At 72.8% G+C, this 16,436-nt stretch carries 15 protein-coding genes; 7 read left to right on the forward strand and 8 right to left on the reverse strand.

All coding sequences use genetic code 11. From position 1 onward, the window contains the following. Window positions 1–25: 25 nt before the first annotated feature. The gene (locus SCNRRL3882_RS42390; RefSeq protein WP_324604435.1) at window positions 26–1,798 is read right to left on the reverse strand and encodes a BadF/BadG/BcrA/BcrD ATPase family protein; all 1,773 of its coding nucleotides are present in this window, start codon (window positions 1,796–1,798) and stop codon (window positions 26–28) included. An 8-nt stretch (window positions 1,799–1,806) separates the two neighbouring features. Between SCNRRL3882_RS42390 and SCNRRL3882_RS09160 the strand changes: the two genes are divergently transcribed. Then, window positions 1,807–3,075: a glycoside hydrolase 5 family protein gene (locus SCNRRL3882_RS09160; RefSeq protein ID WP_010034106.1), complete on the forward strand. Its 1,269-nt coding sequence runs from the start codon at window positions 1,807–1,809 to the stop codon at window positions 3,073–3,075. 4 nt (window positions 3,076–3,079) lie between these two features. On the opposite strand, the gene SCNRRL3882_RS09165 is transcribed toward SCNRRL3882_RS09160, so the two are convergent. The 5 genes from SCNRRL3882_RS09165 to SCNRRL3882_RS09185 form a co-directional block, all read right to left on the reverse strand. After that, window positions 3,080–4,546, reverse strand: coding sequence for a glycoside hydrolase family 3 protein (locus tag SCNRRL3882_RS09165; protein WP_086012464.1), 1,467 nt, complete (start codon window positions 4,544–4,546; stop codon window positions 3,080–3,082). 89 nt (window positions 4,547–4,635) lie between these two features. Beyond that, window positions 4,636–5,043 carry a peptide-methionine (R)-S-oxide reductase MsrB gene (gene msrB / locus SCNRRL3882_RS09170; RefSeq protein WP_010034103.1) on the reverse strand — a complete coding sequence of 136 codons (408 nt, stop codon included), beginning with the start codon at window positions 5,041–5,043 and terminating at the stop codon, window positions 4,636–4,638. A 14-nt stretch (window positions 5,044–5,057) separates the two neighbouring features. Further along, a complete protein-coding gene (gene murC / locus SCNRRL3882_RS09175; protein ID WP_010034101.1) occupies window positions 5,058–6,449 on the reverse strand; it encodes a UDP-N-acetylmuramate--L-alanine ligase in 1,392 nt (463 codons plus the stop codon). 81 nt (window positions 6,450–6,530) lie between these two features. After that, window positions 6,531–7,004, reverse strand: coding sequence for a hypothetical protein (locus SCNRRL3882_RS09180; protein WP_010034099.1), 474 nt, complete (start codon window positions 7,002–7,004; stop codon window positions 6,531–6,533). A gap of 251 nt (window positions 7,005–7,255) precedes the next feature. Continuing rightward, window positions 7,256–8,071, reverse strand: coding sequence for a pyrimidine reductase family protein (locus SCNRRL3882_RS09185; RefSeq protein ID WP_029180761.1), 816 nt, complete (start codon window positions 8,069–8,071; stop codon window positions 7,256–7,258). Window positions 8,072–8,144: 73 nt separating this feature from the next. Here SCNRRL3882_RS09185 and zapE point away from each other — a divergent pair, with 73 nt between their 5' ends. From zapE to SCNRRL3882_RS09220, 6 genes are all read left to right on the forward strand, one after another. Further along, entirely contained in the window at window positions 8,145–9,206 is a 1,062-nt protein-coding gene (gene zapE / locus SCNRRL3882_RS09190) for a cell division protein ZapE (protein WP_010034093.1), read from the forward strand. Window positions 9,207–9,915: 709 nt separating this feature from the next. Continuing rightward, on the forward strand, window positions 9,916–10,497 hold the full coding sequence (locus SCNRRL3882_RS09200; RefSeq protein ID WP_010034087.1) for a carbonic anhydrase: 582 nt from the start codon (window positions 9,916–9,918) through the stop codon (window positions 10,495–10,497). An 8-nt stretch (window positions 10,498–10,505) separates the two neighbouring features. Further along, complete coding sequence (locus tag SCNRRL3882_RS09205; protein ID WP_010034086.1) at window positions 10,506–11,996, forward strand: SulP family inorganic anion transporter; 1,491 nt, start codon at window positions 10,506–10,508, stop codon at window positions 11,994–11,996. 164 nt (window positions 11,997–12,160) lie between these two features. Then, entirely contained in the window at window positions 12,161–13,042 is an 882-nt protein-coding gene (locus SCNRRL3882_RS09210) for a slipin family protein (RefSeq protein WP_010034084.1), read from the forward strand. 90 nt (window positions 13,043–13,132) lie between these two features. Next, the gene (locus SCNRRL3882_RS09215) at window positions 13,133–14,518 is read left to right on the forward strand and encodes a PhoX family protein (RefSeq protein ID WP_010034081.1); all 1,386 of its coding nucleotides are present in this window, start codon (window positions 13,133–13,135) and stop codon (window positions 14,516–14,518) included. 94 nt (window positions 14,519–14,612) lie between these two features. After that, window positions 14,613–15,503: a PPK2 family polyphosphate kinase gene (locus tag SCNRRL3882_RS09220; RefSeq protein WP_050810167.1), complete on the forward strand. Its 891-nt coding sequence runs from the start codon at window positions 14,613–14,615 to the stop codon at window positions 15,501–15,503. A gap of 9 nt (window positions 15,504–15,512) precedes the next feature. Here the strand turns inward: SCNRRL3882_RS09220 and SCNRRL3882_RS09225 are convergent, their stop codons facing one another. Then, a complete protein-coding gene (locus tag SCNRRL3882_RS09225) occupies window positions 15,513–15,998 on the reverse strand; it encodes an SRPBCC family protein (RefSeq protein ID WP_010034074.1) in 486 nt (161 codons plus the stop codon). Further along, window positions 15,995–16,369 (reverse strand): ArsR/SmtB family transcription factor, encoded by a 375-nt coding sequence (locus SCNRRL3882_RS09230; RefSeq protein WP_010034071.1) that lies wholly within the window; start codon window positions 16,367–16,369, stop codon window positions 15,995–15,997. Before SCNRRL3882_RS09230 ends, SCNRRL3882_RS09225 begins: the two co-directional genes overlap by 4 nt. Window positions 16,370–16,436 lie beyond the last annotated feature (67 nt).

A 16,436-nucleotide genomic window follows, 5' to 3' on the forward strand; every position in this document is an offset into this window, starting at 1 on the left:
AGGGGCGTGCCCTGCCGGGTGGCGGTCACGTACGGCCGCCGTGGGCGAGACGGGCCAGGGCGACGGCGCCCCGGCAGCCGTCGGGGACCCAGTCGAGGGTCAGGCCGAGGGCGTGGAGGCGGGCTGCGAGGCGGTCGGTGAGGGGCCCGTCGGGTCCGAGCAGCCCGCCGGTGGCGACCACCCGCTCCCCGGGACTCGGCTCCAACGCCCGCACGGTCTCCGTGAGGTGGTCCGCCGCCTCGTCGAGGATCGCCAGGGCGACCGGGTCCTCGGCGTCCCGGGCCGCCGCGACGACCAGCGGCGCGAGCCGTGCCAGCCGGATCGGGGCCTCGGCCATGACGGCGGGCAGCACATGCCTGCGGTAGGCCTCGCGGTGCGGGCGGGACCAGTGGACGTGATCGTGGGGCGGAAGGGGCCGCCGCCCCACGGCCGGAGAACCGGCCACACCTCCGCCCACGCCGGTCTGCACGGGGCCCCCGGACACACCGGTCTGCCTCGGGTCCACCGACCCTCCGCCCGCACCTCCGGCCACTCCGGCCTGCGGGGTCCCCGCCGGCCGCTCACCCCCAGTGGCCGAGCCGTCCACCGGCGGCACACCCTCAGGCCGCCCATCACGCGACGCGCCCTCCACAGACCCGGCCGCGCCGCTCACGCCCCCGGCCGCCGGGGTCTCCCCCGGCCCGGCCGACCGCCCGCCCGCAGCCCCGGCCACACCGGACTCCCCCGGCCCAGCCGACCGCTCACCGGCAGCCCCGGCCACATCGGCCCGCCCCGGGCCCGCCGACCCTCCGCCTGCGGCCCGACTTGCTCCGGTCTGCCCCGAACCCGTCGGCCGCTCCCCCGCGGGGGTCGGCCCGGCCACCGGCGGCACCGCCTCATGCCCCCCGTCACGCGGCGCGCCCTCCCCAGACCCGGCGCCACCGGTAGCGACCCCAGCCACCGGGGTCTCCCCCGGACCAGCCGGCCGCCCACCCGCGACCCCGCCCCCTCCGGATCGCCCGGGGCCCGCCGACCGCCCACCCGCGGCGGTCGGCCCGGCCACCGGCGGCACCGCCTCGTGCTGCCCGTCCCCCGAGGCGCTCTCCCCGGTGCCCGGGACCACGTCGGGGGACAGTCTGCGTACCGCGCCACCGGCCACGCCGCCGGACGCCCCGCCGGGCAGCGCGTCGGCCGGGACTCCGAGTTCTCGCCCCACCTTCTCCGCCAGCGCGGTCGGCGCGCCCCGGCCGTCGGCCATGCGCAGCGCGGCCCGTACCGCCGCGCGGCCGATCCAGAAACCGCTGCCGTCGTCGCCGAGGAGCCAGCCGTCGCCGTCCACGGTGGCGGTGCCACGGCGTCCGGTGATGCGCATGGCGACCGCGCCCGTACCGGCCACCAGGGCGAGACCGTCGGCCGGTGTGCCCGGGGCGGAGGCGAAGGCCGCCTCGATGTCGCTGCCGATGACCGGCGGGCCGGCGTCGATGCCCAGGCTGCACAGGGCGGCGGTGAGGGCGGCCAGGGCGTTGCGCCGCCCCGGCTCGTCGGCGGCGGCGTCCGTCGCGCCCGCGAAACCGCCGGCCACGGCCACGACCCGGCCCCGGACCGGCTCCGGCACGGCCCGCCCGATGGCCTCGGCGAGGTGCTCGGTGAGCTGCGGCAGCGGCACGGTCAGGGCGTTGCCCGGCCCGGCGGCGCCCTCGCCCACCGGGCGTCCGTCGTCCGCCGCCGCCAGCACCGCACGGGTCCGTGTGCCGCCCGCGTCGATACCGATCACCAGAGACGAGGCGCCTTGACGCTCCTGGTTCAATTCATTACCCATCGCCGACTATGGTGATTGATGCATTCACCCAGGGCAAGCCTCGACCCGAGGAGGATCCCATCCCTACGCTCCGCTTCGGCGTCAACTACACGCCCCGCCGCGGCTGGTTCCACTCCTGGCACGACTTCGACCCGAAGCACGCCCGCGAGGACCTGGACCAGATCGCCGCGCTCGGCCTCGACCACGTCCGGGTCTTCCATCTCTGGCCGCTCCTCCAGCCCAACCGCACACTCATCCGCACCGCCGCCGTGGACCAGCTGGCGCACCTGGTCGACCTGGCGGCCGAGGCAGGTCTCGACGTCCTGGTGGACGGCGTGCAGGGCCATCTGTCCAGCTTCGACTTCTACCCGGAGTGGACCCGCAGCTGGCACCACCGCAACGTCTTCACCGACCCGGAGGCCGTCGCCGCCCAGGCCGAGCTCATGCGGACCCTCGGCCGCGCCCTCGCCGACCGCCCCAACCTCATCGGCCTCCAGCTCGGCAACGAGCTCAACAACCTGGTCGAGCACAACCCGGTGACCCCGGACGAGGTGGACCACTACCTCGACACCCTGCTGGCCGCCACCCGCGAGCACCTGCCCCGGGGCCGGCTCGCGACCCACTCCGCCTACGACGCCGCCTGGTACGGCGACGACCACCCCTTCACTCCTCAGGCATCGGCCCGCAAGGGTGACGTCACCACCGTCCACCCCTGGGTGTTCTCCGGCGACTGCGCCCGCCGCTACGGCCCCCGTTCCCCGCAGGTGCTGCACCTCGCCGAGTACGGCACGGAACTCGCCAAGGCCTACGCCGAGGACCCGGCCCGCCCGGTCTGGGTCCAGGAGACCGGCGCCCCGGAACCGCACGTCCCGGCGGCCGACGCGCCCGAGTTCGCCCGGGCGACCGTACGGAACGCGGCCGGGTGCGAGGGCCTGTGGGGCGTGACGTGGTGGTGCTCCCACGACGTGGACCGCTCGCTGGCCGACTACCCGGAACTGGAGTACACGCTGGGCCTGTTCGACGCGCGGGGCGGCGCCAAGCCGATCGCGACCGCCCTCGCCGAGACGGTCGCCGAGGTCCGCGCGGGGCACCATCCGGCCCGCCCCCGCGACACGGCCCTCGTCCTCGACTGCACACCGTCCACGCGTTCCGTGTCCGGGCCGGGAGGCGCGTACTTCGACGCGTGGATGGCCCTGCGCACCGAGGGCGTCCGCCCGGCGGTGGTCCTGGCGGCCCGGGTGGACGACGCCGCGTACCTGGCGGCGCGCGGCATCAAGGAGGTCGTACGGGTGCCGTAGGGGCTCAGCCGCCCGCCAGCACCTCGGAGACGGCCCGCAGATTCACCCGCCCGCGCCCGTAGGAGCACAGCGCGCCGCCCTCCGGCAGCCCGGTGTCGACCCGTACGGCATCGGGCCGCCGGGCCAGCAGGGCGGCGCGCAGCCGTTCCTGCCAGGGGTGCAGCCCGGCATCGCAGGTGGCGACGACCAGCGGCGCGTCACCGGCCGTGCCGAGGATCTCCGCCACCAGGGCGGCCGGGTCCGCCGGCTCCCCGCTGACCGCGGTGCCCGTGGCCGCGGGATCGACGGCGCGCACTGCCGTCAGCAGGTCCTCGCCGCCCCAGTTGAGCGCGGGGTGCGGCGGCGGGAACAGGTCGACGACGTGGGCGCCCCGCACGGCCGCCGGCACCGGGCCGCCGCGGACGGCCCGGCGGGCCGCCTCCAGCCCGGCCCCCGCGTCCCAGCCGCCGACCGCCCCGGCCGGAGCCGCGTACCGCTCTGCGAGCCGCCGCACCCGCCCGGCGGCCTCCCGGAGCCGCTCCTCGGGCAGCACGCCGGAGCCCAGCGCGCCGAGCACCGCGTCCCGGCAGGCCAGGGTGACCTCCAGGTCCGGCACGGCCACGATGACCTGGTCGGCCCCCGCCGCGAGGGCGATCCGCGCCCCGGCGGCCTCGCCGTAGCGGTCGGCTATGGCCTTCATCTCCAGCGCGTCACTGACCAGGACCCCGTCGAAGTCCAGCTCGTGGCGGAGCAGATCGCCCAGGATGCGCCGGCTCAGGGTGGCGGGCCGCTCGGGGTCCAGCGCCGGGAAGACGACGTGCGCGCTCATGAGCATCGGCACGCCCGCGCCGACGGCCGCCCGGAACGGTTCCAGGTCGGCCCGCAGTTCGTCGTACGGCCGCGGGTCGACCGCGATGCCGTGATGGCTGTCGGTCTCGGTGCCGCCGTGGCCGGGGAAGTGCTTGGCGCAGGAGGCGACGCCCCGCCGCTCGGTGGCGGCGATCCAGGCCCGCAGATGCCGGGCGGCGAGCACCGGCTCGGCACCGAAGGAGCGGGTGCGCACGATCGGGTTGCGCGGATGGTGCTGGAGGTCGGCGACCGGCGCGTAGGAGACCGTGATGCCGAGCGAGGCCAGATGCCCGGCGAGGGCGTCGGCGCACCGGGCGGTCAGTCCGGGGTCGTCGGCGACACCGAGCGCGAAGGACCCGGGCACCTCGGGAGCGCCGGCACCCACCAGGTGCCCGATCCCGCCGCCCTCGTTGTCGATGCCCACGAGCAGATCCGGCCGCAGGGCGCGCAGCTCCCCGGTGAGCCGCCGCACCTGCTCCGCGTCCCGCACGTTGCGGGTGAAGAGGATGACCCCGCCGAGCCCCCGGTCGACGAGCCGCTTGAGCTCGTCCGGGACACCCGTCGTCCCGTCGAAGCCCGCGACGAGACAGCGGTGGGCGGCCTCGTCGAGGTCGACGGGAAGGCCGGCGGGATCTGCGGACATGTGCGCGGAGGAGGTCACCCCGGACATCCTCTGGCTCACTGAGCCATTAGTCAACGGCCCTGTGGTTCACCGATTCACCGGCGGCTGGCTCAGGCCTCCTCGGGCGCCAGTCGCAGCGCGATGCTGTTGATGCAGTACCGCTGGTCGGTGGGCGTCGGATATCCCTCACCCTCGAACACGTGTCCGAGGTGGGAGCCGCAGCGCGCACAGCGCACCTCCGTGCGGACCATGCCGTGGGAACGGTCCTCGATCAGTTCCACCGCGTCGGTGTCCTTCGGGTCGAAGAAGGACGGCCAGCCGCAGTGCGACTCGAACTTCGTGTCCGAGGTGAACAGCTCCGCCCCGCAGGCGCGGCAGGAGTAGACGCCCCGCGTCTTGGTGTCGGTGTACTCACCGGTGAAGGCGGGCTCCGTGGCCGCCTGGCGCAGGACCGCGTACTCGCCCGGCGTCAGCTCCGCGCGCCACTGCTCGTCCGGCTTCTCGACGTCGTACGGCATGAGCCTCCAGCCCCTCAGTTCGACAGACGGTCCAGGATGCGCGGGCCGAGGTCGGTGACGTCGCCCGCTCCCATGGTGAGAACGAGATCCCCCGGCTTCGCCATTCCCGCGACCACGGCGGGCACGTCCGCCTTGTCGTGCACCGGCGTCACGTCCGCGCCCGCCGCCCGGGCCGCCTCGATGATCAGCTCGCTGGTCACGCCGGGGACCGGGTCCTCACGGGCCGGGTAGATGTCCAGCACGACCGAGGCGTCCGCCAGGGCCAGGGACTGGCCCATCTCCTTGCCCAGCTCCTGCGTCCGCGAGAAGAGGTGCGGCTGGAAGACGACCAGGATCCGGGCGTCGCCCGCCGCGCCGCGCATGGCTTCCAGGTCGGCGGTCATCTCGGTGGGGTGGTGCGCGTAGGAGTCGATGACCTGCACACCCGCGGCCTCGCCCTTGAGCTGGAGCCGCCGCTTCACGCCCGTGTACGCCGCCAGCGCGGGAGCCAGCTCCTCGGCGGGGACGCCGAGCGCCACACCCGCCGCGAGCGCGGCCACCGCGTTGTGCGCGTAGTGGCGGCCGGGCACGGAGACCGTGAAGGTCAGCTCCTCGCCCTCCAGCACCACGGTGACCTGGCTCTTCAGGCCCTGCGGCACGACCGACAGGATGCGCACGCCGGCGTCCTGCGACTCGCCGTACGTCACCACCCGCACGCCGCGTCCCGCGACCCGGCGGGTCAGCTCCCGCGCGCCCTCGTGATCGGCCGCGATCACCAGCGTGCCGCCCTCGGTGACGCGGTCCACGAACGTCTCGAACGACTCGTAGATCTCGTCCATCGACGCGTAGTTGGCGTGGTGGTCGAGTTCGACGTTGAGGACGATCGCGACCTCGGGCGCGTACTTGTGGAAGCTGCGGTCCGACTCGTCCGCCTCGGCGACGAAGATCTCGCCCTCGCCGTGCTGCGCGTTGGAGCCGGGCGCGTCCAGGTCCCCGCCGATCGCGTACGACGGCTTCAGGCCCAGTTCGCTCAGCGACACCGCCAGCATCGAGGTCGTGGTCGTCTTGCCGTGCGTACCGGCGACCGCGATCGGGCGCAGCCCCTCCATCAGGGCGGCGAGCGCGTCGGAGCGGTGCACGACGGGGATGCCGAGCTCGGCCGCGCGGGCCAGCTCGGGGTTGTCCTGCCGGATCGCCGACGACACGACCACACAGCTGGCATCGTCGGCCAGGTGCTCCGCGGCGTGCCCGATGCGCACCGTCACGCCCAGCGCCCGCAGCGCCTCGGCCGTCGCCGACTCCTTGGCGTCACTGCCCGCCACGACGGCCCCGCGCTGCGCGAGGATCTTCGCGATCCCCGACATCCCGGCCCCACCGATGCCGATGAAGTGCGGTCGGTCCATGGCGGTGGGAAGGCCGGGTGCCATGCGTGTCTCCCTGTACGTGTGCGGAACGTTCAGCGGCACAGCCTATGCCGAAGCGTTCACAGCCGTTGACACCGCCGACGGCTACGCCTTGCTGTGCGAGAACAGCTTCAGCACCGGCACGCCCACCTTGTGCCGGGCCCGGGAAGCCCAGTCCCGGTGGAAGAACTCCTCCACGTAGTGGGGGTCGGTCAGCACGATGACCTCATCCGCGCCGACCTCCTCCACCAGGGACTTCAGCGCGTCCAGCGGATGATCCTCGATCAGCCGCCCCTCGGCCCCGCTCCCGGACGCCCGCAACGCCGCGAGTGAGACCTCCAGCGCCCGCTGCCCGACGCTCAGCGCCTCCTCGCCCTCCGGCGTCTCCCCCTCGCGGACGGCCTCGTCGAGCTCGCCGAGCGCGACGTCGTCGATGGCCCGCAGCAGCCGGTCCGCCTGCTCGCCGCGCGGCTGGAGCAGCACCTGGAAGGAGACCGGCTCCTCCCCGTGCAAGGTCGTGACGAACTCCACGTCGGCGGACGTCAGGGCCTTCTCGATCATCAATACGCTTGTGAACACCAGGCGCCCCTTCTGCTCCCGGGGCCCGCGGCCCCACTCCTCCGTAGGCCGTGCCGGGCCCTGCGGAAACCATCCTGCCCCGTGTTCGCACGGGCACTGCCGGATCCAGTGTGCCTTCAGGAAACCAAACGGAACGGCACATTCCGTCGATGACCGGACCGGCGACGACCACCGCCCCGATTCCGGGCCTACCGACCGGTTCGGCTGTGCGGCCGCCGACACCTGTACCCCGTGCCGGGCGGTTCAGTACGTCAGGACCGCCCGTACCGCGTGTACAGGAAGCCGTCCTCCTCCAGCATCGACACCAGCCTGAAGCGCTGCGGCACCGTGACGGCGGGCCCCCCTGCGATGCGCTGCGCGTCGCCGGCGGTGAGCATCGGGGAGACGGTCAGGCACAGCTCGTCGAGCACACCGGCCGCCACCAGCTGCCCGAGCAGCCGCGGGCCGCCCTCGGTCAGCAGCCGGGTGTGGCCGAGGGCGGCGAGGGCCTGGACGGCCCGGGCCGGATCCACGCCGATGCCGTCCCCGGCGGTGACCACCCGGGCGCCCGCCTTCTCGGCGGCGGCGACCCGGTCCGGGGCGGCCGAGGCCCCCGTGAGGATCAGGGTGGGCACCAGGGGCGAGGTGAACAGTGGAAGCGAGAAGTCCAGGTCCAGGCTGGCGGAGACCACCGCGATCGCGGGTGCGGGGCCCTGCCCGGCCGCCTCCCTCGCCTCCGCGAACTCGGCACGCGCGCGTGCCGGCCGGTACCCCTCCTGGCGCACCGTCTGCGCGCCGACGACCACGACGTCCGCCAGCGCCCGCAGTGTGCCGAAGATCCGCATGTCGGTCGCGCTGGAGATGGGCTGCGAACGGCCGTCGTGCTGGGCGGCCCCGTCCAGCGTGCACACCATGTTGGCGCGCAGCCACGGCAGCGGCCCGCCGGGCCCCGCCGCGGGATAGGCGTACGCGGCGGCCAGCTCGGCCAGACTCCACTCCCGTCCGGCCCCGTCACGAGCCGCCTCCGCGGGCCTCCCGCCCGGGTCCGGAGCTGCTGTTTCATCGGTCACAGGGAACAGACGTCGCATGCCGTGCAGTGTTCCACGCCCCGTAGCATGGTGAACCGTGTCCTCCTCCCCTGCCCCCTCCGGAACCGGCCCCATGACCGACGCGGCCCCGCTCTCCCTGTGCGCGCGTGAGCCGCACGTACCCGCGGATCGGCTGGTCGCCGAGATGGTGCCGCCGCCGCGGTTCGACTCGGTGCGTTTCAGCACGTACATCCCCGACCCGAACCAGCCGAGCCAGACGGAGGCCGTCCGGGTCCTGGAGGGCTTCGCGGCGGGTCTGGGCGGGACGGCCGACTCGGGCAGGCGGCGGCTGTTCGGCTTCGGCAGGGCGCCGAAGAAGGCCCCGGCCGGCCCGCGCGGCGTCTACCTCGACGGCGGTTACGGCGTCGGCAAGACCCACCTGCTGGCGTCCCTCTGGCACGCCACCCCGGCCGAGCCCGCCCGCAAGGCGTTCGGCACCTTCGTGGAGCTGACCAACCTGGTCGGCGCCCTCGGGTTCCAGCAGACCGTCCAGACCCTGTCCGGCCACCGCCTGCTCTGCATCGACGAGTTCGAGCTCGACGACCCCGGCGACACCGTCCTGGTCTCCACCCTGCTCGGCAAGCTCGTCGACGCGGGCGTCGCGCTCGCCGCCACCTCCAACACGCTGCCCGGCAAGCTCGGTGAGGGCCGGTTCGCCGCGGCCGACTTCCTGCGCGAGATCCAGGGCCTGTCGGCCCACTTCCGCGCCCTGCGCATCGACGGCGAGGACTACCGCCACCGCGGCCTGCCCGAGGCGCCGCCGCCGTACTCCGACGAACAGGTGACCACCGCGGCGCACGCCACCGAGGGCGCCTCACTCGACGCGTTCTCGCCCCTCCTGGAACACCTGGCCCGGGTGCACCCCAGCCGGTACGGCGCCCTGACCGACGGAATCAAGGCCGTCTGCCTCACCGGCGTGCGGCCGGTTCCCGACCAGTCGACGGCACTCCGGCTCGTCGTCCTCGCGGACCGGCTCTACGACCGTGAAGTGCCCGTGCTGGCCTCCGGCCTGCCCTTCGACCAGCTCTTCAGCGAGGAGATGCTGAACGGCGGCTACCGCAAGAAGTACTTCCGGGCCATCTCCCGGCTCACCGCCCTGGCCCGCGACGCGGCCAAGCTGGCGAACTCCCGGTAACCACAGCCCCAATATCGCGCCAACCGCCGTGCGGCAAGGGTTGGTTCAAGCCAACCCACCCACGGTTTTCAGGCTCTCTTCAGCTTGAAACGTTAAGTTAACCCTGCAAACGACTTTGCAGGGTTAACGTGTTTCTTGACCAGCCATTGACCAAGTGTTGGTCATCGCTAGATGTGCGAATCACCTGAAGGGGGGCGCATGTACCGAGGTACGACGGCACGGACCGTGGTGTCGCTCCTCGCCGCCGTCCTGCTCGCCCTTCAGTTCTTCGCACCGACGGCATCCTTCGCATCCGCGCACACGCCCAGTGAAGTCGAGGCCAAGGCTCAGCCCGGAACTGAACCCTCCGGCATGTCTTCGCGCCCCGGAACCAAATCTTCCGGGAAGGCTCTGCGCGACGAGATCGCGACCTGCCGCGCCGGACACCACGGGGGCCCGACCGGCCCCCTGCGGACCCGCGACCGGTTCCACAGCACCGACTCCGCGCCCTCGGCGCCCGAGCGGACCCCGCTGAGGCACATGACGCCGACAGCACCGGACCGGGACAGACCCGGCGTCGCGCACGAACGCACGTCGAGATCCTCGGCGTCGCACACTCCGGCAGCGCTTCAGGTCTTCCGCTGCTGAGGAACTGAGCAGTTCCATCCCCCACCTCTGTCATGCCCGTCCGACGCGCCCCCACTGCGCGCCAGGAGGAGTCACCACACTCATGCAACCCCTCATCGACAACGCCCGCATGTTCGGACAGCGCCCTGAGGAGTTCGCCCGCCTCGCCGAGGGCCAGTCCCCCGACGTCCTGTTCATCACCTGCTCCGACTCCAGGGTCGTACCGGCCCTGATCACGGGCGCCCGGCCCGGCGAGCTCTTCGAGCTGCGCACCGCGGGCAACATCGTCCCCCCGTACGCCTTGGAGCACCCCACCTCCGAGGCGGCCACCATCGAGTACGCCGTGGAAGTGCTCGGCGTCAAGGACATCGTGGTCTGCGGCCACTCGCACTGCGGTGCCGTGGGCGCGGTGGTACGGGGCGACGACCTCGCCGCCGTACCGGCGGTGCGCGACTGGCTCGCGCACGCCGCCGAACAGCCCAAGTGCGAGGACCCGGCCGACCCGACGGTCGCCGAAGCCGTGCAGAACCACGTCCTCACCCAGGTGCTGCGACTGCGGTCGTACCCGTGCATCGAGCGCCGGCTGGCGGAGGGCCGACTCGGCCTGCACGCATGGTTCTACGAAGTGCACACCGGAACCGTGTGGCAGCACCACGCGGAGACCGACACCTTCGAGACCCTGTGAGGGACACCATGACCAAGTTCCCTTACCTGAGGCAGGACTTCCTCGCCTCCATCGTCGTCTTCCTCGTCGCCGTGCCGCTCTGCGTCGGCGTCGCCGTCGCCTCCGGTGTCCCGGCCGAACTCGGCCTGATCACCGGCATCGTGGGCGGCCTCGTCACCGGTTTGATGCCCGGCAGCAGCCTCCAGGTGTCCGGGCCCGCCGCCGGCATGACCGTGCTGGTCTTCGAGGCCGTCAGCGAGTTCGGGGTGGCCGCACTCGGTGTGATCGTGCTGCTCGCCGGTCTGCTCCAACTCGCCATGGGCTTCCTCGGGATAGGCCGCTGGTTCAGGGCGATATCCGTCTCCGTCGTCGAGGGCATGCTCTGCGGTATCGGTCTGGTCATCATCGCCGGGCAGATCTACGCGGCGGCGGGCCTGAAGGCGCCGGAGACCGGCATCGGCAAGATCGTGGGGCTGCCGGGGGCGTTCGCCGACGCCCTGGGCAGCACCGAGGCCATGATCTCGCTCGCGATCGGCGCGGGCACGATCGCCGTCATCGTGCTGTGGAAGAAGCTGCCGAAGGCCGTGCAGTCGGTGCCGGGCGCCCTCGCGGCGGTGGTCCTGGCCACGCTCGCCACGCTCGCCTTCAGCCTGCCGGTCGCCACGGTCGAGGTGGAGGGCCTGCTCGGCGTCATCCAGCCGCCCGGGGCCGGGGCCTTCGGCGAGCTGGCCGGCCCGGCCATCTGGGGCACCATCATCGCGTTCACGCTGATCGCCTCCGCGGAGAGCCTGTTCAGCGCGGCGGCCGTGGACCGGCTGCACGACGGTCCGCGCACCCAGTACAACAAGGAGATGATCGCCCAGGGCGCGGGCAACACCGTGTGCGGTCTGCTCGGCGCGCTGCCCATGACCGCGGTGATCGTACGCAGCTCGGCGAACGTCAACGCGGGTGCGAAGACCAAGGCGTCCCGTGTGCTGCACGGCGTGTGGCTGCTGCTGTTCGCCGCCGCGATGCCGTGGGCCCTGGCCCTGATCCCGCTCCCCGCCCTGGCCGGCATCCTGGTGCACGCGGGCTGGAAGCTGATCCCGTTCCGCCAGGTCGCGGCGCTGTGGCGGGCGCACAAGGGTGAGGCGCTGATCCTCGTCGTCACCGCCGTGTCGATCGTCGCGGTGAACATGTTCGAGGGCGTGCTCATCGGTCTGGCCCTGTCGGTCGTCAAGACCGCCTGGGAGGCCTCGCACGTCAAGCTCGAGGTCATCGACAAGGGCGCCGGTCCGATCCAGGCGTACCTGTCGGGCAACGCGACCTTCCTGCGGCTGCCGAAGATCCTCGACAGCCTGGAGGCACTGCCCCAGGACCGCCCGGTCGAGCTCGACCTCTCGGGTCTGCACCACCTCGACCACGCCTGCCGCACGGCCCTGGAGAGCTGGGCCGAACGCCACAGCGCGACGGGCACGGAGCCGGTGAAGGTCCACGAGCCGGAGCCGTCACCGGAGGCCGAGAAGGTCACGGCCGCGTAGCGACGTAGCCGGAACTCCCACACCCCTGGTCCGGGGCGTGCCCCAGGGGCGCGCCCCGGACCTTCGCGTGTGCGGCCCCGGCCCCGAGGCATGGCCCCGACCCCGAGTCCAGGCATATCGTTACAGCAACGGACGAATCGGGACCTCTGGACGGGGAGGTCGGCATGGTCGAAGAGCTGATCGGGGCGGTGGCGGCGGCCGGAGCCGGAGGGCTGGTCTATCTGGCCTCGGCGGCGCGGGTCGTCAAGCAGTACGAGCGCGGGGTCGTGTTCCGGCTCGGGCGGCTGCACGGGGAGGTGCGGCGGCCGGGGTTCAATCTCATCGTCCCCGCGGTGGACCGGATGCGTAAGGTCAACCTGCAGATCGTGACCATGCCGGTGCCCGCCCAGGAGGGCATCACCCGCGACAACGTGACCGTGCGGGTCGACGCGGTCGTGTACTTCAAGGTCGTGGACCCCGCGGCCGCGGTCGTCAACGTCGAGGACTACCGTTTCGCCGTCTCCCAGATGGCACAGACCTCCCTGCGCTCGATCATCGGCAAGAGCGAACTGGACGACCTCCTGTCCAACCGCGAGAAGCTCAACCAGGGCCTGGAGCTGATGATCGACAGCCCGGCCGTGGAATGGGGGGTGACCATCGACCGGGTGGAGATCAAGGACGTGTCCCTGCCCGACACGATGAAGCGCTCCATGGCCCGCCAGGCCGAGGCCGACCGCGAGCGGCGCGCCCGGGTGATCAACGCCGACGCCGAGTACCAGGCCTCGAAGAAACTGGCCCAGGCCGCCCACCAGATGGCCGACACGCCCTCCGCGCTCCAGCTCCGCCTGCTCCAGACGGTCATGGCGGTGGCGGCGGAGAAGAACTCCACGCTGGTACTGCCCATCCCGGTGGAGCTCCTGCGGTTCCTGGAGCGGGGCCACCAGGAGGGAGCCCCCGAGGAAGGGGCCCGCCAGGAGGGAAGCCGGCAGGCACCGGCGCCGGTGGAACACCCCGTCGACACGACAGAACAGGCCATCGACGAGCTGCGGCGCGCGGTCGAGCAGTGAGCCACGCTACGCGCGTGGTTCCCGCGACCCGCAGCAGGTGATAGACACAGCGGGATCACAGTTCCTGTCCGCCAGCAGGAAGGTTTCCCCATGACCGAATCCGGTCGTATCGCCACACGACGTCAGGTGCTCGCCGGGACGGGCGCCTTGGGCGTCGGGATCGCGTTCTCCGGTGCCCTGTCCGAACTCTTCGCCGGCACCGCCGCCGCCCAGACCCTCGGCCACGGCGGCGGCTACGGTCCGCTCGTCCCCGACCCGAAGGGCCTGCTCGACCTGCCGGAAGGTTTCCGCTACCGGGTCCTCTCCCGCGAGGGAGACCCGCTCCGCTCCGGCGAGGGCAAGGTCCCCTCCAACCACGACGGCATGTCGGCCTTCGCGGGCAGAGGCGGCCGGGTCCATCTGGTCCGCAACCACGAGAACCGCGCCGACGGCAGGGTCCCGGTCCCGACGGTCCAGGGGCTCACCTACGACCCGGCGGGCAAGGGCGGCTGCACGGCCCTCACCCTGGACTCCCGCGACAACGTCCTGTCGGAACGCGTCGCGATCGCCGGCACGGCCGTGAACTGCGCGGGCGGCCCCACCCCGTGGGGCACGTGGCTGACCTGCGAGGAGACCGAGGACAAGGCCGGCACCAACGGCTACGCCAAGGACCACGGCTTCATCTTCGAGGTCGACCCGGTCGATCCGCACCGCACGGGAGCCGTACCGCTGACCGCGATGGGCCGCTTCCAGCACGAGGCGATCGCCATCGACCCCCGGCGGGGCGTGGTGTACGAGACCGAGGACGCCTTCCAGAAGCCCTTCGGCCTGTTCTACCGCTTCCTGCCGGACAGGCCGCTGGGCGGACGTGGTTCGCTGCGCGCGGGCGGGCGGCTCCAGGCCATGCGCGTGCCCGGCGTGCCGGACCTGTCCTCGATCCAGGACATCGGCGCGGAGTTCGACGGCATCGAGTGGGTGGACGTACCGGATCCGCAGGCGGCGCAGACGCCGGTCCGGCTCCAGGACTTCGGCCGGGGCGGCATCACACACGCGCAGAAGCTGGAGGGCTGCTACTGGGGCGGCCGGTCGGTGTACTTCGTGTCGTCGTTCGCCCGCAGCGCGGAGGGGTCGGCGGCCGACCACTTCGGGCAGATCTGGCGCTACGACCCGGACCGGCGACGGCTCACCCTGGTGATCGTCTTCGGTCCGGACACCGACGTGCAGATGCCGGGAGAGTCGCCGGACAACATCTGCCTGGCGCCCAGCGGCGGCCTCATGGTCTGCGAGGACGGCAACGGCGCCCAGCACGTCTTCGGCGTGACCCGGCGCGGCGAGGTGTACCCGATGGCCCGCAACCGGCAGACCATCGGCACCCCGGAGGAGCCCGAGTGGGGTGAGTTCGCCGGGGTGACCTTCTCGCCCGACGGCGAGACGATGTACGTCAACTGCTACACCCCCGGCACCACGTTCGCGGTGACGGGCCCCTGGCGCCGGTAGGCACGGCTCTGCCCCCGTCCGGGGCGCCGGGTGCGGAACCCGGCGCCCCGGCGGACGATCGAGGCACAGGACCGGAAAGGGGCCGGTGACGGAGATGGACGAGGCGGAGACGGACGGGGCGGACGAGGACGGCCACGAGCGCGGGACCTCGCTGTGGGAGCGGCTGCGTCTGCCCGGCGGCGAGCCGGTCGACCTGGCCCGTCACGACGCTGCCGCCACCCCCGGCGGCCCGGACGGCAAGGCCGCGGGCAAGGCCGCCACGGCCCGGATCGGCGAGCAGCTCGCCGGGCTCCAGGAACGGCTGTGGGCGGCGAGCACCGCGGGCGACCGGCGCCGCGTCCTGCTGGTCCTCCAGGGCATGGACACCAGCGGCAAGGGCGGCACGGTCAAGCACGTCATCGGCCTGCTCAACCCGGCCGGCTGCCGGATCACGGCGTTCAGGGCACCGACCGCCGAGGAGCGCGCGCACCCCTTCCTGTGGCGCGTGGAGAAGGCCCTCCCGCTCCCCGGCGAACTGGGCATCTTCGACCGCTCGCACTACGAGGACGTCCTGATCGCCCGCGTCCGGAACCTCGCGCCACGCGCCGTGATCGAAAGCCGCTACGAGCGGATCAACCGTTTCGAGCGGTCCCTCGCCGACGACGGCGTGACCCTGGTCAAGTGCTTCCTGCACATCTCCTACGACGAGCAGCGCCGCCGCCTGCTCAGGCGCCTCGACAAGCCCGAGAAGCGCTGGAAGTTCGCCCCGTCCGACATCGACGACCGCGCCCTGTGGCCCGCGTACCAGGACGCCTACGAGCGGGCCCTGGAGCGCTGCGGCACCTCGTACGCGCCCTGGTACCTGGTCCCGGCCGACCACAAGTGGTATCGCAACTGGGCGGTCAGCACGCTGCTCCTGGAGCACCTGCGGGAGCTGGATCCGCGGTACCCGGAGGCGGACTTCGACGTGGCGGAGTGCCGGAAGCGGCTGCTGCGGCAGTCCTGACCCGGGCGGTCAGGCGGCCAGCAGGGCGTCGATCTGGCCGACGGCCTCCTTCAGGCCCTCCTCCATGCCCATGGAGACCATCTGCTCCATCTGCTCACGGGAGTCGAAGAGGGAGCGCATCTCCATCCGGGTGCCACCGCCGTGCTCGGTGAGCCGCACCGTCACGGACGTGGTCGGCATGTCGTCCTTGGGCTTTCCGTCGTCGTCGGCGAAGCCGTCGGTGAACTCCAGGGCCGTCGGCTCGGTGACCGAGGTGACGCGCCACCAGCCGCGGTGCCGGTCGCCCTCCGGCCCGATCATGAAGTACGTGACCTCTCCGCCGGGGGTCAGGTCGTGCTCCTCCACGGTCGCCGGGTAGGACGGCGGGCCCCACCAGCGCTCCAGCTGCCGGGGGTCGGCCCACAGCCGCCACACCCGCTCCACCGGTGCGGCGAAGTCGGCGATCAGGGTGAGGGTGAGGTGGTCGAGGTCCTTGTCGACACTGGTGACGCTCATCTCTCGGGTCCTTCCGGGGTGTCGTTCTCTTCGGTACCGGGGTCCTCCGCGAGCAGCCGGGCCATCCGGTCCACGCGCCCGCGCCACGCCGACTCGAGTTCGTCGAGGGCCTGGCGGGCACGGCCCACCGCGTCGGGGTCGGTGCGCACGAGCTGCTCCCGTCCGCTGCGCTGCTTGGCTACGAGCCCGGCCCGTTCCAGCACGGCGACGTGCTTCTGCACCGCCGCGAAGCTCATCGGATAGGCCTCGGCCAGCCGCGAGACCGACAGCTCCCCGCGCACGCAGCGGCGCAGTATGTCCCGGCGCGTGGTGTCGGCCAGGGCGTGGAACAGCCGGTCCACCGTCTCGTCGTTCAGCTCATCTACAACCATTTGGTTGTACGTTAGCCCTGTCGGTCCCCTTCTGTAAAGCGGCACGCCGGCCACTGAAGCGGGCAGT

Origin of the sequence: Streptomyces chartreusis NRRL 3882 (assembly GCF_900236475.1) — a bacterium.
Lineage (GTDB): Bacteria > Actinomycetota > Actinomycetes > Streptomycetales > Streptomycetaceae > Streptomyces > Streptomyces chartreusis_D.